The organism is Burkholderia seminalis DSM 23518 (genome assembly GCF_902832885.1).
Classification (GTDB): Bacteria; Pseudomonadota; Gammaproteobacteria; order Burkholderiales; family Burkholderiaceae; genus Burkholderia; species Burkholderia seminalis.
On the sequence record NZ_CADFDK010000003.1, the window covers coordinates 137,015 to 160,322 of the forward strand.

The 23,308-nt window shown below is 70.6% G+C and carries 19 protein-coding genes; 13 read left to right on the top strand and 6 right to left on the bottom strand.

From position 1 onward, the window contains the following. Positions 1-50: 50 nt before the first annotated feature. The gene (locus HWX00_RS11210; RefSeq protein ID WP_175029291.1) at positions 51-1,643 is read right to left on the bottom strand and encodes a PAS domain-containing hybrid sensor histidine kinase/response regulator; all 1,593 of its coding nucleotides are present in this window, start codon (positions 1,641-1,643) and stop codon (positions 51-53) included. A gap of 282 nt (positions 1,644-1,925) precedes the next feature. Between HWX00_RS11210 and HWX00_RS11215 the strand changes: the two genes are divergently transcribed. The 11 genes from HWX00_RS11215 (at position 1,926) to HWX00_RS11265 (ending at position 14,084) form a co-directional block, all read left to right on the top strand. Beyond that, the gene (locus tag HWX00_RS11215) at positions 1,926-2,294 is read left to right on the top strand and encodes a chemotaxis protein (protein ID WP_175029290.1); all 369 of its coding nucleotides are present in this window, start codon (positions 1,926-1,928) and stop codon (positions 2,292-2,294) included. 210 nt (positions 2,295-2,504) lie between these two features. Beyond that, on the top strand, positions 2,505-3,284 hold the full coding sequence (locus HWX00_RS11220; RefSeq protein ID WP_226193862.1) for a BON domain-containing protein: 780 nt from the start codon (positions 2,505-2,507) through the stop codon (positions 3,282-3,284). Between the two features lie 46 nt (positions 3,285-3,330). Continuing rightward, positions 3,331-6,108 carry an ABC transporter transmembrane domain-containing protein gene (locus HWX00_RS11225; protein ID WP_175028770.1) on the top strand — a complete coding sequence of 926 codons (2,778 nt, stop codon included), beginning with the start codon at positions 3,331-3,333 and terminating at the stop codon, positions 6,106-6,108. Further along, positions 6,053-6,577: a hypothetical protein gene (locus tag HWX00_RS11230; protein WP_175028771.1), complete on the top strand. Its 525-nt coding sequence runs from the start codon at positions 6,053-6,055 to the stop codon at positions 6,575-6,577. Before HWX00_RS11225 ends, HWX00_RS11230 begins: the two co-directional genes overlap by 56 nt. 154 nt (positions 6,578-6,731) lie before the next feature. Further along, complete coding sequence (locus tag HWX00_RS11235) at positions 6,732-7,511, top strand: SDR family oxidoreductase (RefSeq protein ID WP_124669553.1); 780 nt, start codon at positions 6,732-6,734, stop codon at positions 7,509-7,511. Further along, positions 7,502-8,113, top strand: coding sequence for a D-glycero-alpha-D-manno-heptose-1,7-bisphosphate 7-phosphatase (locus HWX00_RS11240; RefSeq protein ID WP_034189961.1), 612 nt, complete (start codon positions 7,502-7,504; stop codon positions 8,111-8,113). The genes HWX00_RS11235 and HWX00_RS11240 overlap by 10 nt, the downstream gene beginning before the upstream one ends. Next, positions 8,110-9,312, top strand: a complete 1,203-nt coding sequence (locus HWX00_RS11245; protein ID WP_059561385.1) for a glycosyltransferase family 9 protein — start codon at positions 8,110-8,112, stop codon at positions 9,310-9,312. Before HWX00_RS11240 ends, HWX00_RS11245 begins: the two co-directional genes overlap by 4 nt. 3 nt (positions 9,313-9,315) lie before the next feature. After that, positions 9,316-11,061, top strand: a complete 1,746-nt coding sequence (locus tag HWX00_RS11250; RefSeq protein WP_069705788.1) for a carbamoyltransferase family protein — start codon at positions 9,316-9,318, stop codon at positions 11,059-11,061. Further along, complete coding sequence (locus tag HWX00_RS11255; RefSeq protein WP_175028772.1) at positions 11,058-12,059, top strand: glycosyltransferase family 2 protein; 1,002 nt, start codon at positions 11,058-11,060, stop codon at positions 12,057-12,059. The genes HWX00_RS11250 and HWX00_RS11255 overlap by 4 nt, the downstream gene beginning before the upstream one ends. Then, the gene (locus tag HWX00_RS11260; protein ID WP_059561230.1) at positions 12,056-13,144 is read left to right on the top strand and encodes a glycosyltransferase family 9 protein; all 1,089 of its coding nucleotides are present in this window, start codon (positions 12,056-12,058) and stop codon (positions 13,142-13,144) included. The genes HWX00_RS11255 and HWX00_RS11260 overlap by 4 nt, the downstream gene beginning before the upstream one ends. Beyond that, entirely contained in the window at positions 13,134-14,084 is a 951-nt protein-coding gene (locus HWX00_RS11265) for a glycosyltransferase family 4 protein (protein WP_175028773.1), read from the top strand. Before HWX00_RS11260 ends, HWX00_RS11265 begins: the two co-directional genes overlap by 11 nt. Before the next feature lie 10 nt (positions 14,085-14,094). Here HWX00_RS11265 and HWX00_RS11270 read toward each other — a convergent pair whose 3' ends face one another. Then, positions 14,095-15,123: a sigma-54 interaction domain-containing protein gene (locus HWX00_RS11270; RefSeq protein WP_034189966.1), complete on the bottom strand. Its 1,029-nt coding sequence runs from the start codon at positions 15,121-15,123 to the stop codon at positions 14,095-14,097. Between the two features lie 351 nt (positions 15,124-15,474). On the opposite strand from HWX00_RS11270, the gene HWX00_RS11275 reads away from it, so the two are divergent. Then, positions 15,475-16,842, top strand: a complete 1,368-nt coding sequence (locus tag HWX00_RS11275; protein ID WP_034189967.1) for a sigma-54-dependent transcriptional regulator — start codon at positions 15,475-15,477, stop codon at positions 16,840-16,842. A 17-nt stretch (positions 16,843-16,859) separates the two neighbouring features. Here the strand turns inward: HWX00_RS11275 and HWX00_RS11280 are convergent, their stop codons facing one another. Further along, positions 16,860-17,783 (bottom strand): glycosyltransferase family 2 protein, encoded by a 924-nt coding sequence (locus HWX00_RS11280; RefSeq protein WP_175028774.1) that lies wholly within the window; start codon positions 17,781-17,783, stop codon positions 16,860-16,862. Beyond that, positions 17,762-18,472 (bottom strand): PIG-L family deacetylase, encoded by a 711-nt coding sequence (locus HWX00_RS11285; protein WP_175028775.1) that lies wholly within the window; start codon positions 18,470-18,472, stop codon positions 17,762-17,764. Before HWX00_RS11285 ends, HWX00_RS11280 begins: the two co-directional genes overlap by 22 nt. 101 nt (positions 18,473-18,573) lie before the next feature. On the opposite strand from HWX00_RS11285, the gene HWX00_RS11290 reads away from it, so the two are divergent. Next, complete coding sequence (locus HWX00_RS11290) at positions 18,574-20,886, top strand: hybrid sensor histidine kinase/response regulator (protein ID WP_175028776.1); 2,313 nt, start codon at positions 18,574-18,576, stop codon at positions 20,884-20,886. Between the two features lie 25 nt (positions 20,887-20,911). Here the strand turns inward: HWX00_RS11290 and HWX00_RS11295 are convergent, their stop codons facing one another. After that, complete coding sequence (locus tag HWX00_RS11295) at positions 20,912-21,958, bottom strand: UDP-glucuronic acid decarboxylase family protein (RefSeq protein WP_175028777.1); 1,047 nt, start codon at positions 21,956-21,958, stop codon at positions 20,912-20,914. Next, on the bottom strand, positions 21,958-23,277 hold the full coding sequence (locus HWX00_RS11300) for a glycosyltransferase family 4 protein (protein ID WP_175028778.1): 1,320 nt from the start codon (positions 23,275-23,277) through the stop codon (positions 21,958-21,960). Before HWX00_RS11300 ends, HWX00_RS11295 begins: the two co-directional genes overlap by 1 nt. Between the last annotated feature and the right edge of the window lie 31 nt (positions 23,278-23,308).

The window sequence follows — 23,308 nt, forward strand, 5'->3', positions numbered from 1 at the left end:
GTGCGACGCCTGCGCGGCGATGTGCCGCGCGATGGCCTGAGCACGGGCGGCTACGGCGTACGCTGAAGCCGGCGGGCGACGCGCTGCAGCAGCGCGTCGAGCACGGCCATCTCGACAGGCTTCACGAGATGGTCGTCGAAGCCCGCGCGTTCGGTCCGCGCGAGATCCGACGCGCGCGCATGGCCGGACAGCGCGACGCAGGTCGTGTCGCGCAACGCGTCGATCGCGCGCAGTTCGTACAGCAGCGTGAAGCCGTCGATGTCGGGCATCGTCAGGTCGAGGATCATCAGATGCGGGACGTAGTCGCGGGCGAGCGCCAGCGCTTCGTCCGCCCGGTAGGCGACGCGCGGCGCGTGTCCCTTCATCTGCAGGAGCACGGCGAGCGTGTCGGCGGAATCGCGGTTGTCGTCGACGACGACGATGCGCAGCGGCGTGGTGACCGGCTGCGCGGGTGCGGCCGGCTCGGGCTCGCCGACGCGTTCCGTGCGTCCCATCCGGTCGATCGGCAAGCGCACCGTGAACGTCGCGCCGCGGCCGGGCCCGGCGCTCTCGGCCGAAATGCGCCCGCCATGCAGCTCGACGAACGTCCGGCAGATCGCGAGACCCAGCCCGAAACCGTCGGACGGCCGGCGCCCCGGCGCGCCTTCCTGCTCGAACAGGTCGAAGATCGTTTCAAGCGCGCCCTGCGCGATGCCGACACCGTGATCGGTGACGCGGATCGCGACCACTGGCCCTTCCGTGCGCGCACCGACGTCGATTCGTCCGCCGGGCGGCGAGAACTTCGACGCGTTGTCGAGCAGGTTGTGCAGCACCTGGACGAGCCGTGCATCGTCGCCGTGCAGCACCACGGCATCGGACGGCAGGTCGACGTGGATGTGTTGCCCGCGCGCGGCCAGTTTCGGCTGGATGCTTTCGACACCGCGACACACGATATCGCGCACGGTGACGGGGCGATCGTCAAGCTCGACCTTGCCGGCCGTGATACGTCCGACGTCGAGCAGATCGTCGACGAGCCGCGTCAGTTGTCCGACCTGACGATCCACGGCGTCGCGGCACTGTGCCAGCGTGGGCGCCGGATCGGGCAGGTTCTGCAATATGCCGACCGAATGACGCAGCGGCGCGAGATGGTTGCGCAGTTCGTGCGCGAGCATCGCGATGAACACGCTGAGCCGGTGTGTCGACGCTTCGAGTTCCTCGAGCCGCTTGCGCTCCGTCATGTCGCGCGTGATCTTGATGAAGCCGCACAGCTGGTTACCGTGATCGTGCACGGGGGTGATCGTCACGCTCGCCCAGAACTGCGAGCCGTCCTTGCGCACGCGCCAGTCCTCGTCTTCGAAGCGACCCTGCGTGGCCGCCTCGTCGAGCGCGTGCGACGGCCGGCCCGCCGCGATCGCGTCGGGAGGATAGAAGCGCGAGAAGTGCTGGCCGACGATCTCGGCGGCGCGATAGCCCTTGATGCGCTCGGCGCCCGCGTTCCAGGTCGCGACGTTGCCGTACGGATCGAGCATGAACACCGCGTAATCGGTGATCGAGCCGACGACCGTCTGGAAACGGAACTCGGCGAAGCGATGCAGCAGGTCGCGCGCGTCGGGCAAGCCGGGCGGCGAGGGGTGCGGGAGAGGATCGGCGTCGTCTCTATTCATCGTTGCGTTACGGCGGATCGAAGGCGGGCAGGCAAACGCTGCCCGGCCGCCGCCGGGCGAACCGGCGGCGGCGACAGGAATCGGATTGGCACCCCGGAAAGCATAAGGGAACTCGATTCACCTGATCAATGGGCGCGCATCCGCTGTGCCATCCGCCGCCGCGGCGGCCGGAACGATGGCCGGCCGCCCGACGCGGCACGCCGGTTGCACGACCGTTCCGTCTGCCGGTTGGCCGGCGGCCGGGTGGCCGCACGCGACGGCAAGCCATGCAAGGAGATCGACATGAACAGCACGCTGAACCCCGACAACGAACCGGCCGGCCCGGACGACGACAACGCCACCCGCGGCCGCGACGGCCGCGCGCTGGGGCCGAGCGACTCGTCCGACAGCGGCAGCGACACGGCCGGCGCGCGGCGCCATCCGTTCGACATCGATTCGCCGCTCGACGAGCATGCGCTTGAACGCGGCGACGCGTCGCTCGACAGCGACACGGACCGCGCAGGCACCGGCGAGCGTGCGTCGGCCGACGGCGATTCGACGTTCGACGACGGTGCCGACATCGAGCCCGACCGCACCGAGCGGCTGAGCGAGCCCGGCGGCACCCGGGAAGCGGACGATCCCGCCGAACCGGACGACGGCGGCGCGTCGTGATGCCCGGCGCGCAAAAACTGCAATCGCGTTGCAGATTGGCGCGCCCGCATGCGTCCGGTCGCGGCGTCCGGCGGCAGGGCGGCGATGCGGCATGGATGCATCGGGCATCGGCGGCGATACCGGCACGCGACTTGCGTTCGACCCGGACGACGCGCGCCGCGACCCGGCATGGGGCCGTGCGCGGCGCAGGCGCGATCAAGGAGGGACACGATGCAACGACGATATCCCGGACGGTACGGCGCGCGCGGCATCCCGGACGACCCGGCGCGCTGGCCGGAGGAAGACCATGAATCGGCCTCCCGCCGCTTGGCGAGCGAGGACGTCGGCCCCGAAGACTGGGGCAGCGCATGGACCGAGCGCGCCGCGCGGCCGGCCGACCAGCGGCGCGGCGCGGCCGACGCGGACTGGCCGGGCGGCGCGCGCCCGCCGGCGCGGGGCGGCGAACCCGGCTACGGCGAACCGGGCCCCCGCGCGGAGGGCCGCGAAGGCCGCTACGGCGGCGAACGTGCCGATTTCCGCGGCCGTGACCGGATCGGCGGGTACGGCGACGAGCGCGACCCGCGCGCTGGCGGCGCGCCGGACCGGTCGCGTGCCGGCAGCGCGGCCGAACGCGATGCGTTGCGACACTGCCGCGGGCCGAAAGGCTATACGCGCTCCGACGAGCGGATCCGCGAGGACGTCTGCGAGCGGCTGGCGCATGCGCTCGACATCGACGTGAGCGATGTCACCGTGCAGGTGCAGGACGGCTGCGTCATCCTGGACGGCACGGTCCCGGCGCGCTGGATGAAGCACGACATCGAGGATCTGGCTGACGGCTGCATGAGCGTGCGCGACGTCGATAATCGCGTGCGCGTGCGCCGCGAAGGCGAGCACGATACGGGCATGGTGCTGCATCCCGACCAGCGGACCGTCACGCCGACGCTGCCGGCCGCACGCGATCCCGAACCGGGCGCCGTCGTGCCCGGCCGCGAGCGCAAGCCGCACCATTGACGGCCGTGCACGCCGCGCCGCGATCCCGACCGCGAGCCGCTTACGCATGACGGCCGGCATCGACGATACGCGGCCCGCGCGGCGCGGCAGCACCGCGGGCCGCGACCGTCGCGACGAGCGCGGCCTGCGGCTGCGGATTGCGGCCGAACTGGGGCGCGCGATCTGGCATTACCGTGCCCGCGTTCTGGCGGCGATCGCGCTGCTGATGCTCGCGAAGGCGGCGGCCGTCGCGGTGCCGCTGCTGCTCAAGGACATCGTCGACGGCTTCGGCCGCGCGGCCGGCCAGCCTGTCGCGTGGCCGGTGCTGCTGCTGTTCGCGTACGCGGTCGTGCGCTTTGCGTCGAATGCGCTGAACGAAGTGCGCGACATGACCTTCGTGCAGGTCACGCAGCATACGGTCGTATCGTTTACCGTACGCACGTTCGGCCACCTGCACCGGCTCGGCGCGCGTTTTCATGCGCAGCGCGAGACGGGCGCGGTCGTGCGCGACCTCGAGAAAGGCACGGCCGGCATCGGCTATCTGCTCGGTGTCGCGGTGTTTACGGTCGTGCCGACGGCCATCGAGATCGGCTCGGTGATCGCGATCGTGATCGGCAAGTACGGCAGCGGCTTTACCGCGATCATCGTCGTCACGTTCGGCGTCTACGCGGCCTGTACGGTTGTGTTTACGCGCCGGCGGATGCGTGTCCAGCGGCGCGTGAACGCGCTCGAGGCCGAGTCGAACGCACGCGTGGTGGACAGCCTGCTGAACGTCGATACGGTCAAGTACTTCGCGCGCGAGGACGTCGAGCGCGACCGGCTCGAGCGCGTGCTCGACGCGTGGCGCGAGGCGGGCATCGACAACCAGTACGCGCTGTCGACGCTGCATATCGGCCAGAGCGCCTGCATCGGCGCGGGGATCGCCGCGGTGATGCTGCTCGCCGGCCAGCAGGTGGCGCGCGGCGCGATGACGGTCGGCGATCTCGTGCTGATCAACGCATACATCATCCAGATCAGCCTGCCGCTGAACGCGCTCGGTTTCGTGTTCCGCGAGGCGAACGACGCGATGACGAACGTCGAGCGGCTGTTCGGGCTGCTCGATGCACGCGGCAAGCCGGGCGAGGACGGCGACGCGCCAGGGGCGCAGCCGCTCGCGGTGCGCGGCGGCGCGATCGAGTTCGCGCATGTCGACTTCGGCTACGAGCCGGGCCGGCAGATCCTGTCGGACGTGTCGTTTCGCATCGAGCCCGGGCAGACGGTCGCGGTGGTCGGCGGCAGCGGCTCGGGCAAGTCGACGCTCGCGCGGCTGCTGTTCCGGCTGTACCAGCCCGACGCGGGCACGATCCGGATCGATGGCCAGGACCTGCGGCTCGTCACCGAACGCAGCCTGCGCGACGCGCTCGGCATCGTCCCGCAGGACACGATCCTGTTCAACGACACGCTCGCCTACAACATCGCGTACGGCAAGCGCGATGCGACGCGCGGCGACGTGATCGCGGCCGCGCGCGGCGCGCAACTCGACGCGTTCATCGAACGGCTGCCCGACGCGTACGACACGCGCGTCGGCGAGCGCGGCGTGCGGCTGTCGGGCGGCGAGCGGCAGCGGGTCGCGATCGCGCGCGCACTGTTGAAGGCACCGCCGATCGTCGTGTTCGACGAGGCGACCTCCGCGCTCGACACGCGCGCGGAGCGCGCGATCCAGCAGGAGCTGATGCGCGTCGCCCGGCACCGCACGACGCTCATCATCGCGCACCGGCTGTCGACGATCGTCGACGCCGACCGCATTCTCGTGATGGAGCACGGCCGCCTCGTCGAACACGGCACGCACGACGCACTGCTCGCCAGCGGCGGCGTCTATGCGCAGATGTGGTCGCTGCAGGCGAAGCAGCGCGAACTGGCGCGCACGGAGGCGAAGTTCGCGCGGCAGCCGGTCAGGATCAACCCGCTCGTGTCGCAGGTGCTCGATTCGCTGGCGGACGACGCCGCGCGGCGCGGCGTGCCGGTGTTTCGCCACCTGTCGGACGAGGACCTCGTCGTCAACGCCGATCCGGCCGCGTTGCGGCGTTTCGTATGGGAACTGTGCCGCGGCGGGATCGACGCGAGCGGCGGCGGGCACCTCGAGGTGCGTACCGCGCGTCACGATCCGGAGGCGCGGATCACGATCGCGTGCGCGGACGCCGACGCGCTCGAGCTGTCGCTGCTCGACCTCGAACGGTTGCAGGGTGCGATCGAGGAAGCCGGCGGCTACGTGGTGCGCGAACGCGACGATACGGGCGTGACGCTGCACCTGTCGCTGCCGATGTACGTGGTGGCGCCCGAGCCCGTGCAACCGGCCGGCGGCATGCCACCCTCCGATGCGCCGGCCAGGCCGCTCGACGGCCTCGTCATCGCGTGCGTGGACGATCACGACGAGGCGCGCGACGCGCTCGCCGCGCTGCTGCAGCTCGCAGGCGCTCACGTGCATGCGTACGCGTCCGGGCAGGCCTTGCTCGACGACCTGTGGCGCGCGCGCCGGGCGGACTGGCCGGCGCTGCTCGTCTGCGACATCGATCTCGGCGACGACGAGGATGACGGCTATGCGGTGATGTCGCGCGTGCGCCAGCTCGATGCCGCGCGCGACCGCGCGGGCCGTGCGCCGCTCGAGGCGCTCGCGCTGTCCGGCCACGCGCGCGAACGCGACCGCACGCGCGCGGTCGAGGCCGGTTTCCATGCCTACCTGACCAAGCCCGCGGTAGCGGCCGACCTGATCGCGGCGTTGCGTGCGCTCGCGTTTTCCTCTGGAGAATCCCATGCCGAACCTTCCCCGCCCGATGCCCGACACACTGATCGACCGACGCGCGGGTAGCGCGTTCGCGGACCGCCAGGCCGCGGTGGCGGCCGTCGAGCTGCTGCTGCCGAGCCTGTCGGCCGCGCTGCAGAGCGACTTCGTCGGCGACAGCGGCTGCCTGCACATCGTGATCATGGATCCGGCGCTCGGGCCGCACGACACGTCGTTCGAGGACGCGATTCTGTACGAGTTCTCGCTGCCCGACCCGAAGGACTGGGACGCCGACTACCGTGCCTATGCGCGCGCGAAGGCGCGGCTGTCGTGGGAGACGGGCCGCGACGGCCATGTCGTGCAGGCGCTGGAGCCGTACCGGTTACGTGCGGGCGACACGAATCTGTGGGGCGGGGTCGCGCTCGGCGGAATCGTGGTCGGCGTGTCGGGCGCGCAGCCGTGGTTCGACGAGGCGTTCGCGGGCTGCATCGCGCACTGCCTGCGCGCGCTCGCGAAGCACCGCGCGCAGGCGACGCCCGACGCGCTCGCAATCTGAGTTCGGCCGCGCGGCCCGTTTTTACAGCCGCTTATAAAAAAGCCAGCGATCGCCCGCCGGCGCCCGATGCGGCGCGGGCGCACGCGGCTCGGCACGGTTTTCGCTGTACCTCATGCACCGACGCTTGTCACGACAAGCGTCCCCCATCAGCAGCATGACGCTCGAACGTCGACAGGAGGTGCAGGTGAACGCGACTCACGAATCAGCCAGACCCGCGCTCGCGGGACGAACCGCGCTCGTGACCGGCGGTGGCCGCGGTCTGGGCGAAGCGATATGCGAGGACCTGGCGCGGCATGGCGCGCACGTGGTCGTCGCCGATCTCGACGGCGACCGCGCGGCGGCCGTCGCGCAGCGGCTCGAACGCCACGGCGGACAGGCGGTCGGCCGGCCGCTCGACGTGCGCGACGAGGCGTCGGTGCTGGAGGTCGTCCGCGACGCGCGCGAATCGCTGGGCGATCTGGACGTGATCGTCAACAACGCGGCGATCGACGTGACCGCGCCGATCGACGACGTGAGCGTGGACGCCTGGCGCCAGGTGCTGATGACGAACCTGTTCGGCCCGTACCTGATGTGTCACGCGGCCGTGCCGATGATGAAGGCGCGCGGCGGCGGCCATATCGTCAATATCGCGTCGACCGCGTCGAAGCGGGCGTGGCCCAATGCGTCCGCGTACCACGCGACGAAGTGGGGGCTGCTCGGCCTGTCGCATGCGCTGCATGCCGAACTGCGCCCGAGCGGCGTGCGCGTGTCGGCGATCGTCGCGGGCGGGATGCGCACGCCGTTCCTGCTCGACCGCTTTCCCGACATCGACGAGGACACGCTGCAGCCGCCGGAGAACGTCGCGGCCGCCGTGCGCTTCGTGCTCGCGCAGCCGCCGGGTACCGTCGTGCCGGAAGTGATGGTGCTGCCGATGAAGGAGTCGTCATGGCCCTGACGCGCGAACGGCGGCTGCCCGGCGCGGTGCTGCTCGACAAGGACGGCACGCTGCTCGACGACGTGCCGTACAACGTCGACCCCGCACGCATGCGTCTCGCGCCGGGAGCGGCCCGGGCGTTGCGCGCGCTCGGCGCGACCGGCATGCCGCTCGCGGTCGTCTCGAACCAGCCGGGCGTCGCGCTCGGCCGCTTTACCGAAAACGAGCTTGGCGCGGTCCGCCAGCGTCTCGCCGAACTGTTCGAAGCAAACGGTGCGACGCTGGCGGATTTTTTTTACTGCCCGCATCACCCGCAGGGCAGCGTGCCGCGCTATGCCTGCGACTGCCTGTGCCGCAAGCCGCGGCCCGGCATGGTGCGCCGCGCGCTGGCCGCGCTCGGCGCCGTTCCCGAATGGAGCTGGATGATCGGCGACATCCTCGACGACGTCGAGGCCGGCCGCACCGCGCGCTGCGGCACGATTCTCGTCGATTGCGGTCACGAGACCGAGTGGCGCGTCGACGCGGCGCGCACGCCGCACCATGTCGTCGACCGGATCGACCTGGCCGCCGACATCGTCGTGCGCGAAGCCGTGCGCCGGCACGGCACGTGGGGGCGGCGATGAACGCCGCCTGGCACCGCGCGCGCCGCATCCTGTGCGTGCGGCTCGACAGCCTGGGCGACGTGCTGATGACGACGCCCGCGCTGCGGGCGCTGAAGGAGGGCGGCAGCGGCCGCCGGCTCACCCTGCTGACGTCGCGCACGGGCGCCGCGCTTGCGCCGCACCTGCCGATGGTCGACGACGTATGGTGCTACGACGCGCCGTGGGTCCGGCATCCCGACGTGCGCGGCGACCCGGTGGCCGATCTCGACATGATCGACCGGCTGCTGGCCGGCCGCTTCGACGCGGCCGTGATCTTCACCGTATACAGCCAGAACCCGCTGCCCGCCGCGATGATGTGCTGGCTCGCGGGCATCCCGCTGCGGCTCGCGCATTGCCGCGAGAATCCGTACGAGCTGCTGACCGACCGCGTGCCGGAAACCGAGCCGGACGCCCATGTGCGCCACGAGGTCGCGCGTCAGCTCGCGCTGGTGCGGGCCGTCGGCGCGACGACGTCGGACTGGCGGATGGCGTTCGAGCCGGGCGACGCGGCCCGGCGCGCGGTCCACGCGCGTTTGCGGGCCGCGCTGCAGCGCATCGGCGGCGCGCGCCGGCCGGAGGCAGGCCGGGCGCGCTGGCTGGTCGTCCATCCGGGCGCGAGCGCGGCGTCGCGGCGTTGGCCGGCCGAGCGGTTCGGCGAAGCGGCTGCCGCCGTCGCGCCGCTGTTCGACGGCATCGCGGTGACGGGCAGTGCGGGCGAACGCGCGCTGATCGACACGGTGTGCGAACGCGCCGGGCCGCGCGCGGTGCCGCTGGCGGGCGCATTGCCGCTCGGCGAGCTCGGCGCGCTGATCGAGAGGGCCGACCTGCTGCTGTCGAACAACAGCGGCCCCGTGCATCTCGCGGCCGCGCTCGGCACGCCGGTCGTCGACCTGTACGCGCTGACCAATCCGCAGCACACGCCGTGGCGCGTGCCGCACCGCGTGCTGAACGTCGACGTCCCGTGCCGCAACTGCTACCGCAGCACATGCAACCAGCCGGGCCATCCATGCCTGCTCGGCGTGCGGGTCGACGATGTGGTGGCCGCCGTGCACACGCTGCTGCACGACCGCGCGCGCCATGCGCAACGCACGGCCGCACGGGCCGCCGCACGCGGCGCCGAGCCGGTCGCGATGTCCGCATCGAACGTGATTCCGTTCGCGCACGTCATCACGAGGAACTGACGCATGCCAGACCCGATCCATACGCTCGGCATCAATGCCGCGTTCCACGACAGCGCCGCGTGCATCGTGCGCGACGGCGTCGTGATCGCGGCGGCCGAGGACGAACGCTTCACGCACGTGAAGCACGCGAAGCGCCCGGTGCCGTTCTCGACCTGGGAGCTGCCTTACCACGCGATCGACTATTGTCTGGACGAGGCCGGCATCACGCTGGCGGACGTCGATCACGTCGCGTATTCGTACGACCCGTGGCTCGAACTCGACCGCGAGGGCGGCCCGCCGGTGCTGACGTTGCCGCTGTCGCCGTCCGCGCACGCGCCGCGCGACGACGGCGCGTCGCCTTGGCATCCGCTGTTCCTGTCGTCGATCGTCAACGCGCCGCGCCAGCTCGCGGGCGGCGCGCCGCATCATCTGCAGCGGCGTTTTCGCGGTGTCACGCACGACGGACCGTTTCGCTGGCATTTCGTCGAGCACCATCTCGCGCACGAGGCGAGCGCGTTTCTCGCGGCGCCGTTCGGGCGCTGCGCGGTGATGACGATGGACGGGCGCGGCGAGCGGGCGACGACCAGCTACGGCGTATTCGACGGCCGCAGCTACCGGCGGCTCGGGCAGGTGAACCTGCCGCACTCGCTCGGGCTGCTGTACGAGCGCCTGACCCGCCATCTCGGCTTCCTGCACTCGTCCGACGAATACAAGGTGATGGCGCTCGCGTCGTACGGCAAGCCGGTATTCGCCGACGCGATGCGCCAACTGGTGCGGTATCGCGGCGAAGGGCGCTACGACGTGGCCGATGCCGATCTGGTTGCGCTGTTCGGCGCGCCGCGTGAACGCGGCGGCCCGATCGAGCCGCATCATTACGACATCGCGCATGCGTTGCAGCTCGTGCTCGAGGAAACGACGCTGCAGGCGGTCGACTGGCTGGCCGCCGAGACGGGCGAGCGGCAGCTCGCGATGGCGGGCGGCGTCGCGCTGAACTGCGTGATGAACGCGAAGATCCGCGATCGCGGCCCGTTCGACGAGGTCTGGGTGCAGCCGGCCGCGGGCGATGCGGGCACGGCGCTCGGCGCGGCGTTGTGGACCGACTTCCGGATGCGCGGCGAGCGCGGCGGCTGGCGGATGGATCACGCGTATCTCGGGCCGTCGTACGGCGACGACGCGATCGAGGCGTTCCTGAAGGACGCGCAGTTGCCGTACCGGCGGCTCGCCGACGTCGCCGCGCAGACGGCCGCGCTGCTCGCGGAGAACCGTGTGATCGGCTGGTTCCAGGGGCGCATGGAGTTCGGCCCGCGCGCGCTCGGCGCACGCTCGATCCTCGCGTCGCCGATCGACCCGGACATGCAGCACAAGCTGAACCGGATCAAGGATCGCGAGGACTTCCGGCCGGTCGCGCCGGTGGTGCTCGAAAGCCGCGCGCATCACTGGTTCGCCGGCGGCCGGCAGACGCCGCTGCGCGCGCCGTTCATGCTGTTCGTCTACGACGTCGTGCCCGAACGCGCCGCGCGGATTCCGGCCGTGCGTCACACCGACGGCACCGCGCGCGTGCAGACCGTCGACGAGCGGCAGCATCCGCTGCTGCATGCGCTGCTGACCGAGTTCGATGCGCTCACCGGCGTGCCGGTGCTCGTCAACACGTCGTTCAATACGCGCGGCGAGCCGATCGTCTGCACGCCGCGCGATGCGATCGAATGCTTCTGGACGTCGCCGCTCGACGCGCTCGTGATCGGCCCGTTCCTGCTGGAGAAGCCGAGATGAACGCGCGCGCCACGCACCTGCCGCCCGTGGTGTCGGTCGTCGTGCCGACCTACCGGCGGCCCGACCTGCTCGAACGCTGCCTTGACGCGCTTTGCGTGCAGGTGTTCGACCCGACCACCTACGAGATCGTCGTCGTGGACGACGATCCGGCCGGCAGCGCGCGCCCCGTCGTCGACGCGTGCCGCGCACGCGTGACCGACGTGCCGGTGATCCGCTACATGACCGCGCCAGACACGCAGGGGCCGGCCGGCGCGCGCAACGTCGGCTGGCGCAGCGCGTGCGGCGCATTGATCGCCTTCACCGACGACGACACGATTCCCGACCCGACGTGGCTGCGCCACGGTGCGGCCGCGCTGCTCGCCGAGCCGTCGGCGGCCGCCGCGGCCGGCCGCATCGACGTGCCGCTGCGGCCGTGTCCGACCGACTACGAACGCGACGCGGCTGGCCTTGCGCACGCGGAATTCGCGACCGCGAACTGCTTCGTGCGTCGCGCGGCGCTCGAGCGGGTGGGCGGCTTCGACGAACGCTTCACGCGCGCGTGGCGCGAGGATGCGGACCTGATGTTCGCGCTGCGCGAGCATGCGGGGCCGATCGTCGGTGCCGACGCCGCGCGCATCGTGCATCCGGTGCGTCCCGCGCACTGGGGGGCGAGCGTCGGCCAGCAGTCGAAGGTGTATTTCGACGCGCTGCTGTACAAGAAGCATCGCGCGACCTACCGGCGCCACATCCGGCCGGTGCCGCCGTGGCACTACTACGCGGCCGTGCTGGCGGCGCTCGCCGCGATCGCGTGTTTCGCGGCCGGATGGCCGGCGCCGGGCGCGGCGTGCGCCGTCGTCTGGGCCGTGATCACCGCGGCGTTCTGCGTGAAGCGATTGCGCGGCACGCAGCTCACGCCGTCGCACGTCGCGGAGATGATCGTCACGTCCATCGCGATTCCGCCGGTGTCGGTGTACTGGCGCATGCGAGGGGCGCTGCATTTTCGGGTGCTCTTCCTATGATGCTCGACCACGGTTTCGACGCCGGCAGCGCGCGCGGCCCGAGGCGGATCGCGGTATTTCGCGCGCTGCAGCTCGGCGACATGCTGTGCGCGGTGCCCGCGTTGCGCGCGCTGCGGCACGGCGAGCCCGATGCGCGCATCACGCTGATCGGCCTGCCGTGGGCGCGCGAGTTCGCGTCGCGCTTCTCGGACTATATCGACGGCTTCATCGCGTTTCCCGGCGCGCCCGGGCTCGCCGAGCAGCCCGAACCCGACGCGGCCACGCGCGAGGCGTTCGTCGCCGAATGCCGTTCGCGCGACTTCGACCTCGCGATTCAGCTGCACGGCAGCGGCGCGCACACGAACGCGATCGTCGCGTCGCTCGGCGCGATGCGCACGGCCGGTTTCGTGCCGGCCGACGGCGGCACGACCGCGCTCGATTGCGCGCTCGCGTGGCGCGACGACGAACCGGAAGTGACGCGCTACCTGGCGCTCACCCGCAAGCTCGGCTACGCGGATCGCGGCGACCACCTCGAATTCCCGCTTGGCGGCCTCGACCATGCGCTGTGGCAGGTACTCAGCGACGAACACGCACTCGATCCGGGGCGCTACGTGATCGTCCATCCCGGCGCGCGGATGGCGTCGCGGCGCTGGCCGGTCGAACGCTTCGCGCTTGCCGCGCGGCAGCTTGCCGACGACGGCTGGCAGGTCGTGCTGACCGGCACGCGCGCGGAAATGGCGCTGGCCGGCGCATTCGCCGAGCGCCTCGCGCGGCCGTGCGTGAACCTGTGCGGGCGCACGCCGCTCGGTGCGCTCGCGGCCTTGATCGCCCGCGCGCGGCTGCTGTTGTGCAACGACACGGGCGTGTCGCATATCGCGGCGGCGCTCGGCACGCCGAGCGTCGTCGTCGCGTGCGGCAGCGATACCGCACGCTGGGCGCCGCTCGACGGCGCGCGCCATCGCGTGCTCGCCAATTATCCGGCGTGCCGGCCCTGTATGTTCGACACCTGCCCGTACGGGCACGAATGCGCGACGGCCATTGGCGTCGGCGACGTGATCGGCCAGGCGGGCGACCTGCTCGCGAAGGAGAGACGTCATGTCACGTAAGCGGTTGCGCGTGCTGACCTGGCACGTGCATGGCAACTACCTGTATTACCTGTCGCACGCGCCGCACGACTTCTACCTCGTGACGAAGCCACAGCATCCGCCCGGCTATGCGGGCCGGGTCGGGCACCTGCCGTGGGGCGACAACGTGCACGAGGTGCCGGTCGAGTGCGTGCGCGACACCGAATTCGACTGCGTGCTGTACCAGCATGCGAATCATTACCGGCACGACCGCCTGCGGCTGCTGAGCGACGCGCAGCGCGCGCTGCCGACGCTGTTCGTCGAGCACGACCCGCCGCGCGAACATCCGACCGACACGCTGCACCCGGTGCAGGACCCGAACGTGTTGCTCGTGCACGTGACGGCGTTCAACGCGCTGATGTGGGACAGCGGCGTGACGCCGACCCGCGTGATCGAGCACGGCGTGCCGACGCCCGAGGGCGTCGAGTATCGCGGCACGCTGCCGAAGGGCGTGACGGTGGTGAACCATCTCGCGCGGCGCGGCCGGCGCCTCGGCGCGGACCTGTTCGAGGCCGTGCGTCACAGCGTGCCGATCGACCTGGTCGGGATGGGATCGGCCGAACTCGGCGGGATCGGCGAGGTGCCGAACCCGGCGCTGCCGCAGTTCCTGTCGCACTACCGGTTCTTCTTCAACCCGATCCGCTACACGAGCCTCGGGCTCGCGGTGATCGAGGCGATGATGATCGGGCTGCCGATCGTCGCGCTCGCGACGACCGAGATGGCGCAGCTCGTCCGGAGCGGCTTCAACGGCGTGGCCGATACGCGGTTGAGCGTGCTGGTCGATGCGATGCGCATGCTGATCCGCGAGCCGGAACTCGCGCGCGAGTGGGGCGCGGCTGCGCGCCGCGACGCCTGCGAACGCTTCGGCATCGAACGGTTCGCGCGCGACTGGGACGCGGCGCTGCGCGATGTGACCGCGTGACGCGCGCCGCTTACGGGTTCGCGGCGGGCGAATCGGGCGCGCTGCTGCCGTTTGGATTCGGCTGATATGCGCCGCCGCTAACCGCATTGCGCTCGTGTTCGGGCAGCAGCGCGAGGCGGTTGTACAGCGTCTTCAGGCTGATGCCGAGCGCCTTCGCGGTGCGCGGCTTGTCGCCGTTGAAGTGCCGCAGCGACGCGACGATGAAGCGCTGCTGCGTATGCGCGAGCGTCGTGCCGATATGCAGCGTCATCGCGTTGTGACGCACCTCCTCGCGCGGCGGCTGGCGGCGCGGCAACTGCAGTTCGATCTGCTCGTCGGCAAGGATGAACGCGCGCTCCAGCGCGTTGCGCAGCTCGCGCACGTTGCCGGGCCACGTATACGCGCGCAACGCCTTCATCGCCTGCGTGGACAGCCGCTTTCGCGTACGGTGCCGCGCATTCAGTCGTTCGACGATCTGCAGCGCGATATCGCCGACATCGTCCTCGCGCTGCCTGAGCGCGGGCACATGCAGCGCGACCGGCGCGATCCGGTAGAACAGGTCCTCGCGCAGCCGCCCGGTGCGCAGCGCCTCGACGGGATCGTGATGGGTGGCCGCGACGATCCGCACGTCGAGCGGAACCGGCTCGTGGCCGCCCACGCGCACGATCGTGTTCGTCTCCAGCGTGCGCAGCAGCTTGACCTGCAGCTCGGCCGGCATTTCGGCGATCTCGTCGAGAAACAGCGTGCCGCCGCGTGCGGCTTCGAACATGCCCACGTGCTGCGAAATGGCGCCCGTGAAGCTGCCTTTTTCGTGGCCGAACAATTGCGATTCCGCGATGTCGTGCGGGATCGCGCCGCAGTTCACGGGGACGAATGGCCCGCGCCGGCGCGGGCTCATGTCGTGAATGAGCCGCGCGACGATGTCCTTTCCGGCACCGCTTTCGCCGACGATCAATACGCTGATGCGCGTCGCCGCCACGCGCGATACCTTCAACAACAGATCCTGAATCGTACGCGAGCGACCGAACAGACGTGCACCCTCATCGACTGATTTCGACATGATGTGAGATCGAATTGGGAAAATATGACCGAATGCGTCGAAGCTGGATGAAAAAATGACGTGGCACACGTCGTTTTTCATGTATCGAGGATACATTTTGAGCCAATTTCGCGGCATTGAATCTGGCAATGCAGGTAGCGTCGACAGATAGATTTATTAGATGAACGACGAATGCGCAACCTCGTTCTTCTATACTGCCTAAGCACTTGTTTGTCAGTGCAGGACAGCTTGTCTGCCCGTTCGCGTACGGCGCAAAACGCGCCGCCGCGGCCTGCGCGGCGGCGCGTTTTGCGCCGTACCTGTCGCGGTGCCGGCCGACGATCGCGCCGGGCCGCATTTCAAGGAGCCTCGATGCCATATGTCCTGATCGTCGAAGACGATGCCGATACGCGAACGATGCTGGCCACGCTTGCGCGCACGCAGCAGCTTGCGTGCGATACGGCGGCCACGCTCGAAGAGGCGCGTACGCTGGTCTCGACGAATACGCCCGATCTCGTGCTGTGCGATCTCGTGCTGCCGGACGGCAACGGCATGGATCTGTTCGACGCGTTGCCCAAGCGCGCGCATTGCGAAATGGTGTTGACCACCGGCCACGCGAGCCTGGAAACCGCGATCGACGCATTGCGGCGCGGCGCGACCGACTATCTGGTGAAGCCGCTCAACATGCAGCGGCTGAACAGCATCTTTGCGCGCGTGCCGCGCACGACCGCGCTGCACGAGGAAATCGCGGAGCTGCGCTCGGAGCTGAAGCGCCTCGGCCGCTTCGGCCGCATGCTCGGCAGTTCGCCCGCGATGCAGGCCGTCTACGACGCGATCGGGCGTGTGGCGCGCACCGAGGCGTCGGTCCTGCTCACCGGCGAATCGGGCACCGGCAAGGAACTCGCCGCGCAGACCGTGCACGACCTGAGCCTGCGCCGCCGCGGTCCGTTCCTCGCGGTGAACTGCGGCGCGATCGCCGCGAACCTCGTCGAGAGCGAGATGTTCGGCCACGACCGCGGCAGCTTCACCGGCGCGGAACGCCAGCACAAGGGCTTCTTCGAACGCGCGGACGGCGGCACGCTGTTTCTCGACGAGATCACCGAAATGCCGCTCGAATCGCAGGTCAAGCTGTTGCGCGTGCTGGAAACGGGGCGCCTCACGCGGCTCGGCTCGACGCGCGAGATCGACGTCGACGTGCGCATCGTCGCCGCGACGAACCGCGATCCGGAAGCCGCGATGGCGGACGGCAAGCTGCGGCCCGACCTGTTCCACCGGATCAACGTGTTCCCGATTCCGCTGCCGTCGCTGCGCGAGCGCGGCGACGACATCCCGATGCTCGCGGATGCGTTCCTGCAGCGCTACAACGAGGAAAGCGGCCGCAACCTGCGTTTCGCGCCGGCCGCGCGCGAAGCGCTGAAGACCTACGAGTGGCCCGGCAACGTGCGTGAGCTGCGCAACTTCGTGCAGCGCGCGAGCATCTTCACCGATGGCGACGTGATCGACACGCTGCCGCCGCCGATCATGGACGAGCTGTCGAACATGGTCGATTCGCACGAGGATCGCGTGACGGTGCCGTTCGGCACGCCGCTCGAGGAAGTCGACCGCAAGCTGATCCTCGGCACGATCGCCCAGTGCGGCGGCGTGAAGGCGCAGGCGGCCGAGGTGCTCGACGTCAGCCTGAAGACGATCTACAACCGGCTCGCGCAACTGGAAGACGAAGCGGAAAAACCGGATTCCTGATGCCGTCGCGATCGCGCTCATGCTCCCGTTCCCGTATCACGACGCGTCTCGCGATCGAGACGGCGGCGCATGCGTTCGATCTGCGGCGCGATCGCACGCCGTTCGCGCAGGATCCACGGCAGGCCGGCGAACGTGCGCGCGATCGCGCGTTCGCGGCGCAGCAGCGGCAGCCGGCGCACGGTGTGCAGCCATGCTGGCGCGGCCGGCCACCGGAGCCATGCGGTCCACACCGCGTTGCGGGCGGCGACGCTGGCGCGTGCCGGCCCGTCCCGGCGCGGCGACGGGTAGTGATGCACCGTGAGATGAGACGCATACACGAGCCAGTGGCCGGCACCGTACAGGTCGAACGCGAGCAGCGCTTCCTCGCCGCCGAGGAAGTAGCGCGGGTGATAGCCGCCTGCTTGCACGAACGCGTCGCGCCGGAATGCGGTCGCGCCGGCCAGCAGCCCGAGGATCGGGCGGCCGGGGAGCGCGACGGGGGCGTCGAGTGGGCTGTCGGCCATCGTCCGACAGGTCGGGTCCTCGCGCTGTGCGGGGCCAACCAGCACGCGCGCCGTGACGGCCGCGACGTGCGGATACGCATCGAGCAGGTTCGCGGCTTCGGCGATCGAACCGGGCGCCCACCACGTGTCGTCGTCGCAGAACGCGACGTGGCGCGTGCGCGCGACGGCCGCGCCGAGATTGCGGCCGGCGGCCCCGAGATTGGCCGGCGCATGCACGAGCGTCGCGTGCGCGAAGCGGTCGCGAATCAGCGCGGCCGTCTCGTGGTCCGATGCATTGTCGACGACGACGATCGCCGGCCGGTCGGGCAGCGAGGTGAGTCGCGCCAGCGTGCGCGCGAGTTCGGCCGTGCGCCGGCAGGTCAGCACGACGGCGGTCACGCGCGGCTCGGCCGGCGGCAGCGCGACGCGCGCGGGCGTTACGCGGATGTGACGTCGCATGTGAGCCGCCAGTACATTTCGGGTTCGTGGAGATCGGCGCGCATATGAGGCTCGAACAGCGCAACCTGGCTCGCGTACGCGGCGACGGCGGCGGCTTTCGCGGCGGCGCCGCGCGACTGGCTGCCGGCCGGTGCGCCGACCGGATGCGCGATCCAGCCGCGTTCGCGCCAGTCGATCACGCGTTGGGCCATCAGGCCGCGGATACGGCGATACGGCACGTCTTCGTAGAAGCGCCAGACGCGCGACGCGTGCTCCGGCATGTCCGCGTTGTGCGGCAGCAGCGACAGCACGGCCTGCTGCACCTTCAGGTGATCGCGATGGAACAGGCCAACCGGCGCAAGCACGCCGAAGCCGTCGTGGGTATCGATCGCATCGGCCACGCGCGCGGCGATGGCGGTCGAGGCGGCCGGCACGCCGTACTGGTCGTCGAGGAAGTCGAGCCAGACGGGGTGCGCGCCGAGCAGTGCGAGCGCGCGGGCGTCCTCGGCGCGGCGCGCGCGCACGGCTTCGTCGGCGAAGTCGAAGCCGGCGCGGCGATCCCAGGGCGGTGCGGGCGTGCCGCGCGGCGGAATGCCCGCGAAGACGGTGACGACGATCGAACCGGGCGCTTGCGCGAGCAGTTGACCGCAACTGAAGACGGCATCGTCGAGATGCGGCGAGACGACGAGCCAGCGTGTCGGAATGTTCATGACGTGACGGTTCCCGTGGTGGGCGGCTGCGCCGCGGGTTCCGACGGGCCCGCACGCGCCGTGCCTGCCCGCCGCCGGTGTTCCCGCGAGGAGCGTATCCGATGATCGACTTGATCCGGCCGCCGGCCGGAAACTACGCAACGGCGGTGATGCTGGTCGCGATCGCGACCGTGCTGCAGGCGCTCGCGATCCGTTTCGGCGGCGTGAACCTGCCGTTCGCTCTGTACTACCCGCTGCTCGCCGGCGCCGCATGGGCGACGTCGTTCCTGTTCGGCGTCGTGTCGACCGTCGTGAGTGGATTGCTCGTGTGGACGCTGTTCCTGTCCGATCCGGCTGCCTATCCCGCTCCGCTGCCCGAACGGCTTGTGCAGCTTGGTACCTTCTTGCTCGTCGGTGCGCTGGTTTGCGCGATCGCGTCGATGTTGCGACACACTCGGGTCGCGAACGACCGCGTGCGCCGCCACGAGGCCGCCGCGCGCCGGCAGCTCGAAGCGGTGCTGCGCGCGCTGCCGCACGGCGTGATCGCGACCGATACGAAAGGGCGGGTGACCTACATCAACGCAGCGGCGGCCGAACTCGCCGGCTGCCGGCCGGACGACGCGGCGGGGCGGCCCGTGCGCGACGTGCTGAAAATCGTCGACCGTGACGGGCGCCGCGTGCAGACGACGCCGCTCGACCGCGCGCTCGATGGCGCGGACGCCGTGTCCGACCGGCACTGGCTGCAACCGGATGGCGCTGGCGAGCCGGTACCGATCGTCGAGGTGGCGTCGCCGCTCGGCGACGCGGACGGCAACGTCGGCGGCGCGGTGCTGCTGCTGCGCGACGCCGGCGCGGATCGCGCGCGCGTCGACGCGTCGCGGTTGCAGCATGCGGTCGTCGACGCGTCGCCGGATGCGATCGTCGGCATCGACGCGAGCGGTCGCATTGCCAGCTGGAATGCAGCTGCTCAGCGGATCTTCGGCTACGACGAGGCGGACGCGCGCGGCCGCATGTTCGACACGTTGATCGCGATGCGCTGGTTGCGGCGCAATCCGCTGACCGCATCGTTCGACGCGATGCGCGAACCGGTCGGGCCGCTCGAGTTGCTGTGCGTGCGGCGCGACGGCCGGCGTTTTCGCGCGACCATGTCGGCGTGCCCGGTACGCGGCAACGCGCGCGAATGCGTCGCGCTGTCGCTGACATTGCGCGAAACCGGTGCGCAGCGCCGTCGCGACCTCCGCGCACAGCGTTCGCTGCAGGGCGCGCGCGATGCGCGCGACCAGGCTGACACGTCGAACCGGCTGAAGGACGAACTGCTGGCGACGGTATCGCACGAACTGCGCACGCCGCTGAACGTGATCTACGGCTGGATCGAGGTGCTGCGCAATTCCGGCGATCACGCGCTGCAGCACCAGGCCGTCGACGCGATCGACCGCAGCGCGCGCTCGCTCACGCGGATGGTCGGCGACATTCTCGATGCATCGTCGCTCGCGACCGGCAAGCTGCGGCTCGACACGACGCCAGTCGACCTCGTGCGGCTGTTTTCCGATTCGGTAGGCACGTTCCAGACGGCCGCGTCGTCGGCCGGCATCGCGCTCGAATTCGATTGCGACGCCGCGTCGTGCATCGTGTCGGGCGACGCCGAGCGCTTGCGGCAGATGCTGTCGAACCTCACGTCGAATGCGCTGAAATTCACGCCGGGCGGCGGCAGCGTGACGGTCCGGCTCGCGCGCGACGACACGCGCGCGGTGTTGACCGTCGCCGATACCGGGCAGGGCGTCGCGCCGGAATTCGTCCCGTACGTTTTCGACATGTTCCGCCGCGCGGACGATTCGCCCGCATCGTCGCGGCGCGGGCTTGGGCTTGGCCTGTCGATCGTGCGGCATATCGCCGAACTGCACGGCGGCCGCGTGACCGTGGCGAGCGCGGGCCGCAATCGCGGCACGACCTTCACGGTGACGCTGCCTGCCGGCTGGCAACCCGCAGGCGCGATGGCGTGGGGCATCGCGCAGGCGGTCAGGGAGCCGCGCGAGCCGTTCGCGCTCGATGCGCAGCGGATCCTGATCGTCGACGACGATGCGACGACGCGCGCGAGCCTCACGGCCGCGCTGACCACCTTCGGCGCGGCCGTCGCGATCGCGTCGTCGGGCCGCGAAGCGCTCGCGGTGGCCGCCGACATGCGGCCGACCGTGGTGCTGTCCGATCTCGCGATGCCCGACGGCGACGGCTTCTGGCTGCTCGACGCGTTGCGGCGCGGGTCGACGAACGGCAGCGGCGGCCAGGCCGACGTGTGCGTGCTGGCCGTCACCGCGCACGCGGGCCCCGCCGACGAACGTCGCGCGCTGGAGGCGGGGTTCGACGGTTACCTGTGCAAGCCGGTCGACGTACGCGAGCTGGCAAGCAAGATCGCGCACGCGACGAAGCGCGACGGCTGACGCGCCGGCCGGGGCCGACAAGGCGTCACGTCGCGGGAGCCGGCCGGTTCTGCGTATGCACCTGCGCGAGCAGGTGCGACGCGATCCGCGTGCTGCGCACGAGGTCGCCGGGCGCATGGTGCGTGACCTGGCGCTGGATGAAATACCGGGCGGTGTGCGCGAGCCCGTTCGCCAGCGGCGTCGTCGCACGCCAGCCGAGCCGCCGATGCGCGGCGTCCAGGTTCGGCCGCCGCTGGCGCGGATCGTCGGACGGCAGCGGCCGGAACTCGATCGGCACCGTCGTGCCGACGATCCGCACGACCTCGCGCGCGACGTCGATCATCGCGATCTCGACGTCGCTGCCGAGATTGACCGGCTCGCACGCATCTCCCGGCTCCGCCATCAGCCGCATCAGCGCATCGACCATGTCGTCCACGTAGCAGAACGAGCGCGTCTGCCGGCCGTCGCCATACACGGTCAGCGGCGCTTCGGCGAGCGCCTGCGTGACGAAGTTCGACACGACGCGTCCGTCGGCCGGATGCATGCGCGGGCCGTAAGTGTTGAAGATCCGCGCGATCCGCACGTCGACGCCGTACTGGCGGTGATAGTCCATGAACAGCGTTTCCGCGCAGCGCTTGCCTTCGTCGTAGCACGCACGGACACCGGTCGGGTTCACGCGGCCGCAATACCCTTCGTCCTGCGGATGGACATCGGGGTCGCCGTACACCTCGCTCGTCGACGCCTGCAGGATGCGCGCCTTCACGCGCTTCGCGAGGCCAAGCAGGTTGATCGCGCCGTGTACGCTGGTTTTCGTCGTCTGCACGGGGTCGCGCTGGTAGTGGACGGGCGACGCGGGGCACGCGAGGTTGTAGATCTCGTCGACCTCGACATAGAGCGGAAACGTCACGTCGTGCCGCATCAGTTCGAAGTTGGGGGCGTCGAGCAGGTGCGCGATGTTGTCGCGGGTGCCCGTGTAGAAGTTGTCGACGCACAGCACGTCGTCGCCGGCCGTCACGAGGCGTTCGCACAGATGCGAACCGAGAAAGCCGGCGCCGCCGGTCACGAGCACGCGTTTTCGATCGTGGCCCTTCATTACGTATTCTCCTTGCGGTGGGCGAGTAAGCCCGGCGTGGCGGCCACGGGCGTGCGCCGGCCGGTGCCGGCCGAGGTGCCGGCGCGCTGCGGGTGCGCGACGTCGCGGTAGATGTCGACGAGCCGGTCGGCCACGCCTTGCCACGTGTAGTGCCGGTGCGCGCGCAGGTAGGCGGCGCGCCCGAGGGCCTCGCACAGATCCGGTTGCGCACGCAACTGCACGAGGCGTGCGGCTAGCGCAGCCGGGTCGCGCGGCGGCACCAGGTAGCCGGTCGTGCCGTCGTCGACCGTCGTGCGGATGCCGCCCACGTCGCTGCCGATCACCGGCGTCGCGCAGGCCATCGCCTCGACCGGGGTGATGCCGAACGGCTCGTACCACGGCGTCGTCACGAACACGTCGGCGGCGCTGTAGTACAGGTGCAGCGCGTCGCGCTCGCGCCGGCCGACGAAGGTCACGCGGTTGGCGATCCCCAGTTCGTGCGCGAACGCGGCGAGCCGTGCGAGTTCCGGATCGCGCGCGGGGTCGGGCGTCGCCTGGCTGCCGCCGACGACATAGAGGTGCGTCGGCCGCCGCGGATCGCGCGGCATGCGCGCGAGCGCGTCGATCACCGTGTCGATACCCTTGCGCGGCACGAGGCGGCCGAGCTGCAGCACGACGAACGCGTCCTGCCGCCAGCCGAGCCGCGCGCGCGCGTCGACGCGCGGCACCGGCCGGAATTCCTGAAGATCGAAGCCGCACGGCACGATCTCGATGCGGGTCTTGTCGGCGCGATAGTGCGTGATCAGGTCGAGCGCGTCCTGCGGGCATTCGGCGATCAGGCGATCCGAGCGCCGCGCGAGCGTGTCCTCGATCGCGAAACGCGCGTCCGGGAACCCGTCGGCCGCGCCCTGGTGCAGGCGCCGCACGCGGCCGAGCGCGTGGAACGTGGTGACGAACGGAATGCCGAGCTGCCGCTTCACGCGCAGCGCGACGTCGCCCGACATGAAGAAGTTCGCGTGCATCACGTCGACCGGGTGGGGTTCGCGCCGCATGCGCGCGATCATCGCGTCCGCGAACGCGACCATGTACGGCAACAGCTTCTCCTTGGGCACGTCCGACGGCGGTCCGGCCCGCACGTGGATCACGCGCATGCGCGTGCCGATCGGCACGACGTCCGGCAGGTGCGGATTGTCGCAACGCGTGTAGACGTCGACGTCGAGCCCGCGCTCGGCCAGTTGCTTCGCGACGTTCGCGACATAGATGTTCTGGCCGCCGGCGTCGACACCGCCGATCACCCCCAGCGGCGACGCATGTTCACTGATCAACGCGATTCTTTGCATGGCATTGCTCCCGGTATCGGGGCCGCGCAGA